Genomic DNA, 13,814 nt, shown 5'->3' on the forward strand with positions numbered 1-13,814 from the left:
AATAAGGAGCTGATAAAGAAATGAAGGAACGTCTAGTAAGAATAGGAACGACTTATCTACCTGTAATAGATGTGGAACAATCAGCAAAGTGGTATCAGAAACATCTGGGTGCAGCTGTTAATTATAGGGATCAACATAAAGCTATTCTAGATTTAGCGAATCAAAGTATCTTTTTAATAAAAGCAGAAGATGGAGAGCGTTCCCAATTTCTTGACATAGAAGGCAGAGAACATTTTTCTGTTACTTTTGAAGTGGACGGGTTAGCTGAGCTGGAAAGATTGCATACCCTTTTTATAGAGGAAGAAGTGTTGGTAGGAGCAATTGAAGATCGTGGTCATGCGGGCAAGAACTTTATTTTCTACGATTGTAATGGCAATCAATTTGATGTTTGGAGTGAGTTAAGTCCAGCGTTTAAACAATGGAGAACGGATGTTATCTATGATTGAGATGATAGACGAGGATAATAGAGAAAAAGTGAGTGATTTTTTCGCGAATCATTGGGGAACGACAGAGATGGTTCTCTCCTCTGGCGTCTATCATTGTGATGAGCTGGATGGCTATGTATATAAGAGTGCTAAAGGTGAGATTGTTGGCCTAGTGACTTATATTAGGCATAATGAAGATATATGTGAAGTCATTTCGTTAGACAGTGTATATGAAGGGCAGGGAATTGGTTCAAGTTTGATGTGTGTTATTGAAGAAAAGGCAAGAGAATTGGGGGCAAAGGCGGTTCAGCTCATCACAACCAACGATAATCTACATGCATTATCTTTTTATCAAAAACGCGGCTATGTATTAAAAGCAGTTTATCCAAACGCAGTAGAGAAAGCGCGAACTGTAAAACCTTCCATACCATTTGTGGCAAGTAATGGTATTCCTATTCGAGATGAATGGTTATTATATAAACTGCTTATATAGCACCCTATTTTAAGCAATATTTTATCAGATTGCTCCAACTCATTGGTTATTTCACCAAAGAAGGGGTATGGTAATAGAATCATAGAGTAGTAGGTGAAAGGCAGATGGAGAACTGGATTACAAGTGTGATAGAGCAGTTTGGTTATGTTGGGATTTTTTTGTTGATTATGTTGGAAAATATCTTTCCGCCCATTCCATCTGAAGTAATCTTAACTTTTGGTGGATTTATGACGACTACTACGAATTTAAGTGTAGCTGGCGTTGTCGTAGCATCGACCTTAGGGTCAGTAGGTGGCGCAGTGGTTCTTTATGGTGTTGGCTTGCTGATTGACATCAGAAAAGTGGAGCGAATCGTAGAACGTTGGGGTCATATTTTAAGATTAACCAAAAAAGATATTCATAAAGCAAACGGTTGGTTTTCAACATACGGAAAGTGGACCGTTTTCTTTTGTCGTTTTATCCCTTTAATTAGGAGTTTAATATCTTTACCGGCAGGGATGGCGCATATGAATTTTCTTGTTTTTCTTATTTTGACAACGGCTGGGACATTGATTTGGAATATCGTCCTCGTCCTTATTGGCGCTGCGGTAGGAGAATCATGGGAGTCCGTGGTCGGTTATATGGATATGTATTCCTATATTGTTTATGGCGCCATTGCTCTTGTGTTTATTGTTATAGTGATGATTTTTTTGAAAAAGAGAGTTTTTCATAAAAAGTAAGGTTGTTACGAGAGGGGGAACAACCTTACTCTTTATTAGTTGTTAAGGTGAAAGCCTCTATTTGTTCTCCCCACTTGACCGTTACATCAATCTTTTCATCCTTTAGTAAATGCAAGCTGTTGTCTAAACTACCACTATCTCTAAATACCCGCGGATTAGGTATATCTTCATTTTCATCGAAAGCTCTCGTTCCTCCACCAGCAAACTGACTTGTCTCGAAGCTAAAGCTATAATCTAAAACATTCTTTAACCCTTCTGGATTCCCCTTATATTTAATCGTAAGCTTATACTCTCCACGTTCGTCTGACAGTATGATATAACGAAGCTCTCCTTCCGAATGTTCACTTTCTCCCTTATATAAATAAGGCGAGTCATTGCAGGCAGACAGGATGGAAACTAATAACAAAAATGACAATTATTTTCTTAATTCCTCATACTTCGTTTCATTCTTACATTTATTGATATATATGATAAAAAGCAAGGGATATTTCCTGCCATTTTAGCTGAACGTTTTAGTAGGTTAAAAGTTCGATACAACTAATCTTCAACATTCACTCGTATAAACCTTTCGACATCAAACCAAATAAACCCATTTTTACGTTATAATGGTGAAAAGATAGGAGGGGGAAAGATGGAAGATATCATTCTTGATATTCAAAATTTATACAAAAGATACGGATCTAAGTTGGTGTTGAATGGTGTCTCACTACAGGTAAGACGTGGAGAAATTATTGGTTATATTGGACCGAATGGCGCGGGAAAGAGTACAACAGTGAAAATTCTTCTAGGGATTGAAGGAGATTTTAATGGAGAAGTAAAGATTTTTGGTCGTGATATTGCTGATGGAGACGTTAATTATAAAAGAAGGATTGGCTATGTGCCAGAGATGGCAGAAGTGTATGATAATTTAACGGCACAGGAGTATTTAACCTTTATAGGTGAGTTGTATGGTTTGCCGTTTGACTTTGCGGAATACAAAGCGAAGCGTTTAATGGAGCTTTTTGGGATTGGAGAGGTCTTTCGTTCTCGTATCTCATCCTATTCGAAAGGGATGCGCCAGAAACTATTAATTATCTCAAGCTTACTACATAACCCTGATGTGTTGTTTTTCGATGAACCTATTAATGGATTGGATGCTAATAGTGTAATGATATTCAAGGAAATTATGACGAGACTTGCCCAGCAAGGGAAGACAATCTTTTATTCTTCTCATATTATGGATGTCGTTGAGAAAATCAGTAGTCGAATTATTTTGCTCCATGATGGGAAAATCGCCGCAGACGGTACATTTGATGAGCTGAAAAGTCAGAATACAGAAGGCACGCTTGAGCAAATATTTAATCAACTTACAGGATTTAATCAACAAAAGGAAATCGGAGAACGATTTGTTTCAGTGGTAGAGGAGATGGCATAATGCAGGACATCCCAACACTTAAACTACTCGATCCTTTGAAAAAAGTCTTCGAGAAATTTGATATTGATTATGAAGTGATGAGAGCAATATTAAAGGTGAAGTTAACGATGGATGGTCGTCGCACACCGACAATGTTAGCTCAAAACTCGCAAAAGAAGGATAAGGGTAATCAATTTATTAAGTCATTATGGTTATATGTATTATTTGGGCTCTTTATGATCCCTTTGCTTTTTATTGGTGAGCATTATTTATTTCAAATGAGTATGTTTTTCGGTATGTTTACTTTTTTTATTATGACTTCGATGATTTCAGACTTTTCCAGTGTATTGTTAGATATTCGCGACCGCAATATTCTTTACCCTAAGCCTATTAATCGCAGAACGGTTAGTGCGGCGAAAATGATGCATATCATTATTTATTTAGGGTATTTATCTATTGCCCTTGTGACGATTCCATTAATTGTTGGTCTGATTAGACATGGCATTCTTTTCTTGCTGCTTGCTGTTATTAATCTTATTTTCATTAATTTATTTGTGGTTGTTCTTACTGCCTTATTTTATTTCTTAATCTTACAATTTTTCGATGGTGAGAAACTTAAAGATTTAATCAATTATGTACAAATTGGGTTGTCATTGATGATTATGGTTGGTTATCAGCTACTAGCACGATCATTTGAAATCATCAATTTAACCATCACAATTGAACCGCAGTGGTGGCAAGTATTTATCTTTCCTATGTGGTTCGCCGCCAATATGGATTTACTCTTAAACCAAAGCACAGAGGGATTTTATCTTCTGTTTGCCGCCTTAAGCATCATCGTTCCATGTACAGCGATCATCCTATATTTAAAATTCAATGATATGTTTGAACATAGCCTGCAGAAGCTGACTTATCAAGGGAAGTCAAAGGGGATGAAGAAGGCGAAATGGCGAAAATGGCTACTTCAACTTTTCTGTCGCACACAGGAGGAAAGAGCATTTTACCGTTTTGCTAGTGCGATGATGAAAAATGAAAGAGATTTTAAACTGAAAGCTTATCCGTCGTTAGGGTTTTCAATAGTAATCCCTTTTATCTTCATTTTCGGTGTATTAGGTGATAATGGGGAAGACCTAGCAAATAGTCATACCTATTTAACAATTTATTTTAGTTTACTTGTCATTCCGACGATTATGTTGCTAATGCCGTATTCCGTTAAGTATAAAGGGGCCTGGATTTACAGAACAGCTCCAATTATTGAGCTAAAGCCGATTTTTTCTGGAACGATTAAAGCCTTCTTAGTGAAACTGTTTTTACCACCGTTTTTACTCCTAAGTTTGGTTTTTACTTTTTTGTATGGTCTGAAGATTATTCCAGAATTAATCATTGTATTACTTAATGCCTTTACATTTGTTGTTATTTGTTTTGCGATTCTTAAAAAAGCCATTCCGTTTACAGAGTCTTTTGATCAATATACTCAAACAGGAAATGGAATCATCGCATTCTTCCTGATGTTCTTGGCTGGTGTATTCGCTATTTTGCATTATGTAAGTACGATATATCCTTATGGAACCTATATCTATTTAGGTTTAGCAGTTCTTTATTTAATGGTTAGCTGGAAAGTTGCCTTTAATATTGGTTGGGAAAAAGTAATTGAATAGTCATATTGTTGGAAGGAAAAGCGCTCTATTAAGTGGGAGATGCTTTTCTTTTTTTTGTATTTGTAAAAAGTATTGCATACCTTCATTTGTTTGTGTATATTGTATATAAAGTATATATACAATATGTTGGTGAGGGTTAATGATGCAAATAATCATTTCTAATCAATCGAAAGAACCGATTTATGAACAAATTTGTGGACAAGTGAAAACGCAAATACTGAAAGGCGAGCTTGGAGCAGGGCAGGCTTTGCCTTCTATGCGGCAGTTAGCGAAGGATCTTGGCATCAGTGTCATTACCACAAAGCGTGCTTATGAAGAGCTTGAAAAGAATGGCTTTATTTATTCTGTAGTTGGTAAAGGATCATTCATATCCGAACAAAATAATGAAATGATGAAAGAACGAAAAATGAAGGTAATTGAAGAACAATTACTGTCTGCCGTGGAAAATAGTAAGGAAATAGGCATTCCACTTACTGAATTAATCGAATTACTTTCATTTCTATACAGGGAGGAAAATTAATGGAGAATGTAATTGAGTTAAAAGGTGTCCATAAATCATTCGGGAGTTTTCAATTAACAGACATGAACCTAACTGTGAAAAAAGGGTTTATTACTGGGTTTATCGGGGGAAATGGGGTAGGGAAATCCACAACAATCAATTTGATGATGAATTTACTGCAACCGGACAAAGGCGACGTGAAGGTATTTGGACTTGAATATAAACAATTTGAAAAAGAAATCAAACAACGGATTGGCTTTGTTTTTGATGAGAATGTCTACTATGAACATATTACTCTTGCTCAATTACGCAAACTTCTACGCCCTGCTTATCGTAATTGGGATGATGCATTGTTTGATGAGTATGTAAGAAAATTTGAGCTGCCTTTAAAGAAAAAAATTAAGACATTCTCCAAAGGCATGTTAATGAAGACTTCTTTAACAGTTGCTTTGTCGCATCATGCTGAACTGATTATCATGGATGAACCGACATCTGGCTTAGACCCAGTTTTTCGGCGAGAATTATTAGATATTTTACAAGAAATTATGGAAGATGGGACGAAGACGATCTTTTTCTCTACTCATATTACTTCGGATTTAGATAGAATAGCAGATTATATTACTTTCATTCATAATGGTGAGCATATTTTCACAAAAGAAGCTTTTCGCATTGAAGAAGATTACGCTATTGTTAAGGGTAGCATCGAGTTATTAGATCGCGATACGGAAAAAGAGTTCATTGGCATTCGCAAATCCTCATCGGGTTTTGAAGGATTAACAGCGAACAAAAGAAGAGTACATGACGTATTTGGTGATTTAGTCGTCACTGAAAAGCCAACAATTGAAGATTTAATGTTTTATACGAAAAAGGGGGAAGAGAGGCATGTTTAACTTGTTAAAAAAAGATTTTATCTTACAAAGGAACACGATGATTTTTTTGCTACCAATTTTTATTTTATTCTTAACCCAAAATTCTTCAAGCATATGGAATGCGCTCATTTTCAGTATTGCCTTGGCGATGAATGCATTTGCCATTGATGAAAAACCGGAGATTAACAAAATGCTCAATGCATTACCTTATACAAGAAAAGAAATCGTAAGCTCAAAATATTTTGGTACACTTATATACACCGCATTAGTCGTTCTGGTAGTATTTGTTTGGAATATTTCAATTCATGCGACGTTTACAAGCTGGAAAGAGGCATTACTTATTTTTGGTCTTGTAATGTTGGCTATTTCTTTCCTATTTCCGTTTTCTTATCAATTTAAGAGTCAATATTTATTAATTGGTACACTGGGATTATTTGGGGTAACTATGGTAGTAGCGAGGGTTTTCGACTTGAATATGGCTGGGACTTTAATGTCTACTTTTGAGTATATGGTTTCATTAAATGGTAGTGAAATACTGCTCCTCGCTGTATTAGTGAGTTTCGTTTATTTGATTTCTTGGGCGGTCTCATTGACTATTTATAGTCGTAAAGTATTCTAACTCATAATGGGGTGTTGGGAAGATGACAAAAGAGTATCTTTATAAACAACCGAAGACGATTCTCAATAAAGGAACTGGCTATCTTTCAGGATACACACATACTCTGAATCCTTATACGGGCTGTACATTTGCCTGTGAATATTGTTATGTAAGACAAATGCCTGTTTCCCTTTTTCGAAAAGGAGAATGGGGTGAGTGGGTCGATGTAAAAAAGGAAGCTGCTCTGTTGTTAAACAAAGAATTGAACAGGGAAAAGAAGAAAGGAACCGTCACAATCTTCATGTCTTCGAGTACAGATCCTTATCAACCGGTGGAGTATAAGGAAGAAGTCACAAGGTCACTTTTAGAGGTATTTGTTAGCAACCCAGCAGATTTTCTCCTTATTCAAACACGAAGCCCGCTTGTTACAAGGGATATTGATTTACTAAAGAAATTAGGAAACAGGGTTCGAGTCAGTATGACGATTGAGACCGATGATGAGGAAATACGTAAGCAGTTTGCAAACGAAGCCCCGCCTATTCAGGCGAGAATGAATGCCTTAAAAAAACTAGCAGATGCCAATATCCCCACACAAGTAGCAGTTGCCCCCATACTGCCTAGCAGTGAGGAATTTCCCACAAAATTAAAAGAATATGTTGATCGTGTATGTATCGATGATTATTTTTTGGGTGATGGCAGTGGTGGAAAACGGACAAGTCGTTTAGGGATTGAAAAGAAGTATCACGCATTAGGATTGGAAAAATGGTATCAACCGTCTGTTATCACTTGCGTAGAGAAAAGATTTAAAAAAGTTTTCCCACCAGAACAAATCTATATCAGTCAAGCAGGATTTGCCCCCTCATAACTATAAACATATATAGAGGTACACTTTAAAGATGGAGGTTAGTTATTGTGAGTTTACAATTAATAAAGGCAGCTAGAGATGGAGACAAAGATCATTTATTAACATTGTTAAATATCGGGGCGAATATAAATGCACTAGATGACGAGGGGAATACAGCCGTTATGGCTGCGACCCAACAAAATCAAGTGGAAATTGTGCAAGTGTTAATAGCGCATGGTGCAGATATCAATATTCGAAATAAACGATTAGATAATGTGCTTTTATACGCAGGTGCTGAAGGACTCCTTGAAATTGTTCAATTAGCTATCCAAGCAGAGGCCGATACAACAATCACTAATCGCTACGGTGGCATTGCCATTATTCCGGCATGTGAACGGGGACATATTGAAGTTGTAAAGGAACTGCTCACACATTCTGATACGGATGTGAATCATATCAATAATTTGCACTGGACAGCATTACTCGAGGCCATCATTTTAAGTGATGGTGGGAAAACACATCAAGAAATTGTTCAATTACTTATTGATCATGGAGCAGATATTACGATTACAGACAAAGATGGGGTAACACCTTTGCAACATGCGAGGGATAGAGGGTATCGAGAGATGATTGAGATAATGGAAAAGGTAAAAAAGTAAGTTAGTTAATTACTCTCTTAAAATTGTAGATATACAATTAAACGATAAGCTGACTCCTCAAAAGGTGTCAGTTTTATTTATTTTTCCTTCGATTAGAAAGTACAAATAGTAATTAGACCCATAGGCATCATCGTCCTTACCCTTTTTTCAAAGGTGATGAACAGACATATCCTTAATCCGGTTTTTGTTAGGGTATAGTTTTAGCTAACTGCCCCGCACGCTGTATTGACGACTGATAACGGAAAGTGGGATGTATTAAATGAAATGCTCCTTATAATAACCAATCTTTTTCACTGTCGTATGAGAAACTTCAAATTCCTTATGATACTTGATTCTAAAGAATTTTCATGGAATCAAATCACAGAATAAAAAGTATTCACCTCTTACAGCCCAGCCCATATACTAAAGCGAATGAGATTTAAGGAAGGCGAGTGAGTGGTATGGCTGTTTTATATATAGATTATCAATCACCTAATAACCAATATATGTATGACTTACGAAATAACCAACTTTTCAAAAGGGATAACCAAAACTATATTAATGCTTTAGGGAGGGATCAGCTAAACACGCTTGGGAATGTGTCAATGTTAGATATTTTTCTTAGTAAAGAGAAATATGTAGAACCTCATATTCATCAAAATGCTTCAGAACTGGTCTATTGTGTGAGAGGTTCTGCGGTCGTTTCTTTTATTAATCCCTTTACGAATGAGTTGAAAAATATACCAATTCAACCAGGGCAAGTAGCAAATGTCCCTCAAGGTTTTTGGCATTATGAGGTAGCGACCGAGGATAACACGCAATTATTAGCTATTTTTGATGCTCCTTATCCACAAGCTATATATGGCTCAGATATTTTGCGATTAACTCCAAGTAAAGTGATGTCTGCTAACTATTGTCTTGATCAGAATAAATGGGAAGAAGCGATTTCACCTATTACTAACACAGTAATCATTGGCCCATCGGCGGATTGTCAACGACAAACAACCCAACATCATTATCCCCATCAACACTATTACCAACCTAATTCTCAAACTCAACATACTCAACAAAAACAATTTCACCCTATTCAGTATCAACCATATGATTGAAGCTTTTAGAATTAGCTGCCTGCTGAGGCAGCTCTTTTATTTTGAATTGATATGACAAAGTATTAGCCTATAGGCAAGAATACAATCAAAAGGAAGTTGTACAAATAACATAATTATATAGATTAAAAAAAGGGAGGTTTCATCGTGTTAGTAAGTAGAGAGAAAAAGAAATATTGTCGTAAATGTAATAAAAGATATTACTCCCATTGTGATAACTGTAATATATGTTGTCCTGGTACAATCATTATCGGTATGACTGGTGTAACGGGTCCAACCGGTCCAGTTGGAATTGGAGTTACCGGTATGACTGGTGTAACGGGTCCAGCCGGTCCAGTTGGAGTTGGGGTTACTGGTATGACTGGTGTAACGGGTCCAACCGGTCCAGTTGGAGTTGGAGTTACCGGTTTAACTGGTCCAACAGGCCCCACTGGTCCGGCAGGAATAGGAGTAACCGGTCCAACTGGACCATCAGGAGGACCTCCAGGACCAACAGGAGTCACAGGTCCCACTGGTCCATTCGGTGGTCCTACCGGTCCTACTGGTCCCACCGGTCCAGCAGGAGGACCTCCGGGACCAACAGGAGCAACCGGCCCGATTGGTCCCACAGGACAAACGGGTCCAACCGGTCCGACAGGAATAGGAATTACAGGCCCCACAGGACCATCAGGCGGCCCTGCTGGTCCAACAGGAGTTACAGGTCCCACCGGCCCAGCGGGAGGTCCCACCGGTCCGACGGGTGCAACCGGTCCAGCGGGAGGCCCACCAGGTCCGACAGGAGCAACAGGTCCCATAGGTCCAACGGGCCCCACTGGTCCAACAGGAATAGGCATACAAGGTCCGACGGGTGCAACTGGTCCAAGTGGTGGAGGTGGTGGAAATTTCCTTCAAACATTAACAATGGGTAGCATCAATGCAGAATTACCATTTAACGCAGGTGGAGGGAACTTTCAGGCAGTCGGTGCATTAGTATTTAATCAAACAGAGCAAACGGTATCAGAACTTTCCTGCTACATTGTTCAAGATGGGAACGTAACAGGCGATTTTCAAATGGCTATCTTAAGTCCTGTGGGTAATAATAATGCAACCGTAATAGCGGTCACACCTTTTGTTACTACAATTACACCAGGAGTATTCAACTTACCACTCGTTTCACCAGTCACATTACTAGCAGAAGAACAATACTATTTAGCTGTATATAATCAAGTAAATGGATGTAATATTGGTGCTGAAACGGCAGGTTATGCGAGTACACAAGATGCACCATCAATTAATTTCAGAGCACAAAATTTGCAGGGGTTTTTTATTGGCCAAAACATTAATACAAGTGATGTAAGTCTGCAACTATCGCCATGGGTTGCAGCTCAATAAAGAAATGATGAATGGAACAATTATATGCTATGAATTCAAAGAACAAAGCTAAGATAGTCTTTGTTCTTTTCTTAATTACCATCTCACCTAAGGGTTGCAGCTCAACTTGGATATTTCCCTATAGAACTCTTTTTCTTAATAATAGAATAACCCCCACTATATAAGGCAAGCAATCCCTTATACTTCACACGGCATCGATACCAATTTAGCACTCAAAAGTTAGAATTATTACATTATTTTCCATTATTAATTTAATAGAAGTAAAAAAACTATGGTTTATTTGTAAAAAAATACAAAAAAGTAAATTGTGATATATAATATAGTTATCTGAAAAACCTTCTAAAGAGAGAATGACAAAGGAAAGAAATACAAATGGAGGTGTATTGTTAATGGAGAATATTATACCCATTGCGATTATATTCCTTGTATTTGGTATTAGTTTATATATGGTATATTGGGGAATTTCGCAGCTTTATCGGTTGTTTTTTCAACCAAAAGTACAAGATCAGCAGAAATTGCTGACGGAGATAGCAGAGCTAAAAGAAATGGTCCGTTCAATTGAAAGAGAAATGAAGCAACAAAATATCGAAAAGTAGGTTAAGTGATGACTATTATTCATGAAAAAAACAATCGCTGGATTTCACTGATTGCTGAGCCACTTCATTTAAGCTTCTATCCCTTACAAAGTGGCAACCGGTATAAAGTAGAGCTTATTAGGCATTCAGTAACGAAGAATCAGCTCATTAAAAGAGTTTCTCATGCTCAATTTATTGCAGATGAACATGGGAAAATTGACTTAGCAACCGCAAAGCCATATGAAGGCACTTATACTGAAACGGACGCAATGGGTCTTTTTTGGTCGATGCAAATAGAAGAACAAATAGAAAATAAAAGCGAGCCGTACATAAGATTAAATCCTCATGAATATGAAATTGCTCTTTATAGAAATAATATTTGTTTAGATAAGAAAATAATAATGAAGAAATGGTATAAAGATGAAAAAGTGGATAGTATCCCAATCAATGGTGATGGCTTGATCGGGAGGTATTATTATCATCGGGATCATAAAGTAAGACCTTCCCTTATAGTCGTTTCAGGTTCTGAAGGGGGGACAAACGATTTTGCTGCAAGTGCATTAACTGCATATGGTTTTAACACATTGGCTTTAGCTTATTTTGGTGAAGAAGGGTTAAATGATAGATTGGTAGAGGTCCCTCTAGAACTCATTGAAAATGCAATTATTTGGTTGACAAATAGAAGGGATGCTCACCCGAACTGGATAGGAATCCATGGAACATCAAGAGGTGGTGAACTAGCTTTATGGTCGGCTGTCTTGTTTGATGAAATCACAGCAGCTGTCTCTCTTAATGGTTCAGCCGTTTCTTTTGCAGGCATTGTGCCATGGTCTGAAGAAAGAACGTTACCGCCTGCTTGGAATTTTCGCGGACAAGCCTTACCCTATGCCTCTAAAGAAAACCCTGTAGAGGTAGCGTCTTACTGTAGGGCACGATGGATGAAAGGAGGGAATCCATTATCGTACTGGTACGATTGTTTGTATGAACTCAATAAAGCCATTATCCCTATTGAAGAAACCAAAAAGGAATTCTTATTGATATCTGGAAAAGAAGACGCTAATTTTCGTTCTTCTGTTTTTCATGATGTTTGTACACATGAACATATTCAAAAACATTTTTATGAAGCCGCAGGCCATGAAATTGGAATACCGTATTTACCGATTGTAGCCAATGGCTTTACCGGTGGTACAAAAGCACAAACAGCAAAAGCGAGCGTGCATTCATGGAAAGAAACAATCGATTTTCTTAGGAGAAGTTTCGCGAAAAAACTGGGAGATGAATGATCAATATGGTTTGTCGGTTTGAGTTGGATTAGCTAGTGCCTAATGGGTTGGAATCCTTATGTATTTATTGTATTAGAAATATTATTTATTGAAATTCGATAAAAATATTGCTAATATACAGTTATATATTTACAGAAAAGGAGTGCAATTCTTGCAGAACTTTTTCCGCATAAATGTCATTAGCATCTGTTTAGCTCTTATATTTTATCTTCCAATAACACTTATGGCAAACGTTTATCGATTTGCACGGTTATCAGGTTTTGAAACTGGAACAGTGAATATCATTATTATAAGTGCTATTTTGATCGGCTTTATTGCTATCACAGTATGGCTTATTTTTCTTATTCTTCAATGGTTTGAAAAGAGAAAGATTCATTATTGGTCGCTACTCTTATGGCTTCCTTATCTAGTTGTTTTCTCTTATGTAAACAGCGTCTTGTTTCCTATTACCTATCCTGGAGACAGCCCTAATCCCTCTACAGGATTATTTATTCTTGCAGGCTTTTTTGTCTATCCAATATACATATTTTCTCTTAATTCTGTTGCTTGGATGAGGGACTAGAGTTAATCAATTGTTTTTGGGGAGTGAAATAATGTGTCAGAGATTTTTATACACATTTATAAAAGAAGGAGGTGGCCAAAGCTGGCCCCTTCTTTTTCTCATTTATTGGATTTCCTTTACAGCGAGGTGAAGACTAGAGTAGGTTTTTACTTTAAAACTAACGCCAAGTGAAACCATTGTCTGAGCGATTTCTGGGCGAATACCCGAGATTTTCGCTGAAATGCCGACTAATTGAAGTGCTTCAATTACATCGAATAATTGCTTGGCGACCATCGTGTCAATAATGGGTACGCCTGATAAATCAAAGATGATATGCTCTAATTCAAGATTAGAAGCAGACGTTATTGAGACATGCATCAGTTTTTGTGCACGATTTGTATCCATAATACCAATCAAAGGGATGACCCCGAGTTTTTCTGTAATTCTTACAATGGGAATTGAAAGTTCTTCGGCTGCAGTTTCTGCACTAAGGATTCGCTGATTAAACTGTTTCGAGTAAGACATACTCAGCCAATAAACAGCACGATCTACTACAGCATCAAATTTTGAAATGATATCGTAAAATACATCAATACTTAGAGCGAAATCATTGGCCGTTTTCTTGATGATTTCACCGATCAGTGATCGATAGTATCTTACTTCCTCAATTGCAGTTTCAAGATTCAAGTTAAGATTTGCCCATAAATTAACCGTTTCTTTTCCCCATTCTTGTAAGGTTTCAAACGTGTGGTGTTGGGATGTTGTGATAGTTTTTGGATATTTATTTATTTAGTTTTCTCGG

At 37.3% G+C, this 13,814-nt stretch carries 17 protein-coding genes; 15 read left to right on the forward strand and 2 right to left on the reverse strand.

Annotation, left to right across the window (positions count from 1 at the left end):
* Positions 1 to 20: 20 nt before the first annotated feature.
* The 3 genes from U9M49_RS12965 to U9M49_RS12975 all read left to right on the forward strand — a co-directional run bounded on the left by U9M49_RS12965 (position 21) and on the right by U9M49_RS12975 (position 1,637).
* Positions 21 to 446 (forward strand): VOC family protein, encoded by a 426-nt coding sequence (locus U9M49_RS12965; protein ID WP_095370385.1) that lies wholly within the window; start codon positions 21 to 23, stop codon positions 444 to 446.
* The gene (locus U9M49_RS12970) at positions 439 to 918 is read left to right on the forward strand and encodes a GNAT family N-acetyltransferase (protein WP_095373525.1); all 480 of its coding nucleotides are present in this window, start codon (positions 439 to 441) and stop codon (positions 916 to 918) included. Before U9M49_RS12965 ends, U9M49_RS12970 begins: the two co-directional genes overlap by 8 nt.
* A gap of 104 nt (positions 919 to 1,022) precedes the next feature.
* Positions 1,023 to 1,637: a DedA family protein gene (locus U9M49_RS12975; RefSeq protein ID WP_322909935.1), complete on the forward strand. Its 615-nt coding sequence runs from the start codon at positions 1,023 to 1,025 to the stop codon at positions 1,635 to 1,637.
* A 25-nt stretch (positions 1,638 to 1,662) separates the two neighbouring features.
* On the opposite strand, the gene U9M49_RS12980 is transcribed toward U9M49_RS12975, so the two are convergent.
* Positions 1,663 to 2,052, reverse strand: a complete 390-nt coding sequence (locus U9M49_RS12980; RefSeq protein ID WP_322909936.1) for a hypothetical protein — start codon at positions 2,050 to 2,052, stop codon at positions 1,663 to 1,665.
* Positions 2,053 to 2,268: 216 nt separating this feature from the next.
* On the opposite strand from U9M49_RS12980, the gene U9M49_RS12985 reads away from it, so the two are divergent.
* From U9M49_RS12985 to U9M49_RS13040, 12 genes are all read left to right on the forward strand, one after another.
* Complete coding sequence (locus U9M49_RS12985) at positions 2,269 to 3,051, forward strand: ABC transporter ATP-binding protein (protein WP_307317243.1); 783 nt, start codon at positions 2,269 to 2,271, stop codon at positions 3,049 to 3,051.
* Positions 3,051 to 4,688 (forward strand): hypothetical protein, encoded by a 1,638-nt coding sequence (locus U9M49_RS12990; RefSeq protein WP_307317241.1) that lies wholly within the window; start codon positions 3,051 to 3,053, stop codon positions 4,686 to 4,688. Before U9M49_RS12985 ends, U9M49_RS12990 begins: the two co-directional genes overlap by 1 nt.
* A gap of 142 nt (positions 4,689 to 4,830) precedes the next feature.
* Positions 4,831 to 5,208: a GntR family transcriptional regulator gene (locus tag U9M49_RS12995; RefSeq protein WP_322909937.1), complete on the forward strand. Its 378-nt coding sequence runs from the start codon at positions 4,831 to 4,833 to the stop codon at positions 5,206 to 5,208.
* Positions 5,208 to 6,077 (forward strand): ABC transporter ATP-binding protein, encoded by an 870-nt coding sequence (locus U9M49_RS13000; RefSeq protein ID WP_307317239.1) that lies wholly within the window; start codon positions 5,208 to 5,210, stop codon positions 6,075 to 6,077. The genes U9M49_RS12995 and U9M49_RS13000 overlap by 1 nt, the downstream gene beginning before the upstream one ends.
* The gene (locus tag U9M49_RS13005) at positions 6,070 to 6,675 is read left to right on the forward strand and encodes an ABC-2 transporter permease (protein ID WP_095370378.1); all 606 of its coding nucleotides are present in this window, start codon (positions 6,070 to 6,072) and stop codon (positions 6,673 to 6,675) included. Before U9M49_RS13000 ends, U9M49_RS13005 begins: the two co-directional genes overlap by 8 nt.
* 22 nt (positions 6,676 to 6,697) lie before the next feature.
* Positions 6,698 to 7,519, forward strand: a complete 822-nt coding sequence (locus U9M49_RS13010; protein WP_322909938.1) for an SPL family radical SAM protein — start codon at positions 6,698 to 6,700, stop codon at positions 7,517 to 7,519.
* A 47-nt stretch (positions 7,520 to 7,566) separates the two neighbouring features.
* Positions 7,567 to 8,157 (forward strand): ankyrin repeat domain-containing protein, encoded by a 591-nt coding sequence (locus U9M49_RS13015; protein WP_322909939.1) that lies wholly within the window; start codon positions 7,567 to 7,569, stop codon positions 8,155 to 8,157.
* A gap of 440 nt (positions 8,158 to 8,597) precedes the next feature.
* Positions 8,598 to 9,245 carry a cupin domain-containing protein gene (locus U9M49_RS13020; protein ID WP_322909940.1) on the forward strand — a complete coding sequence of 216 codons (648 nt, stop codon included), beginning with the start codon at positions 8,598 to 8,600 and terminating at the stop codon, positions 9,243 to 9,245.
* A 303-nt stretch (positions 9,246 to 9,548) separates the two neighbouring features.
* A complete protein-coding gene (locus U9M49_RS13025) occupies positions 9,549 to 10,613 on the forward strand; it encodes a hypothetical protein (RefSeq protein WP_416337101.1) in 1,065 nt (354 codons plus the stop codon).
* Between the two features lie 389 nt (positions 10,614 to 11,002).
* The gene (locus U9M49_RS13030; RefSeq protein WP_095370375.1) at positions 11,003 to 11,209 is read left to right on the forward strand and encodes a hypothetical protein; all 207 of its coding nucleotides are present in this window, start codon (positions 11,003 to 11,005) and stop codon (positions 11,207 to 11,209) included.
* An 8-nt stretch (positions 11,210 to 11,217) separates the two neighbouring features.
* Positions 11,218 to 12,471, forward strand: a complete 1,254-nt coding sequence (locus U9M49_RS13035; protein ID WP_322909942.1) for an acyl-CoA thioesterase/bile acid-CoA:amino acid N-acyltransferase family protein — start codon at positions 11,218 to 11,220, stop codon at positions 12,469 to 12,471.
* 151 nt (positions 12,472 to 12,622) lie between these two features.
* On the forward strand, positions 12,623 to 13,033 hold the full coding sequence (locus tag U9M49_RS13040) for a hypothetical protein (RefSeq protein ID WP_307317231.1): 411 nt from the start codon (positions 12,623 to 12,625) through the stop codon (positions 13,031 to 13,033).
* 102 nt (positions 13,034 to 13,135) lie between these two features.
* Here the strand turns inward: U9M49_RS13040 and U9M49_RS13045 are convergent, their stop codons facing one another.
* A complete protein-coding gene (locus U9M49_RS13045; protein WP_322909943.1) occupies positions 13,136 to 13,699 on the reverse strand; it encodes an STAS domain-containing protein in 564 nt (187 codons plus the stop codon).
* Positions 13,700 to 13,814 lie beyond the last annotated feature (115 nt).

This window comes from Cytobacillus sp. OWB-43, assembly GCF_034651445.1.
Classification (GTDB): domain Bacteria; phylum Bacillota; class Bacilli; order Bacillales; family Cytobacillaceae; genus Cytobacillus; species Cytobacillus kochii.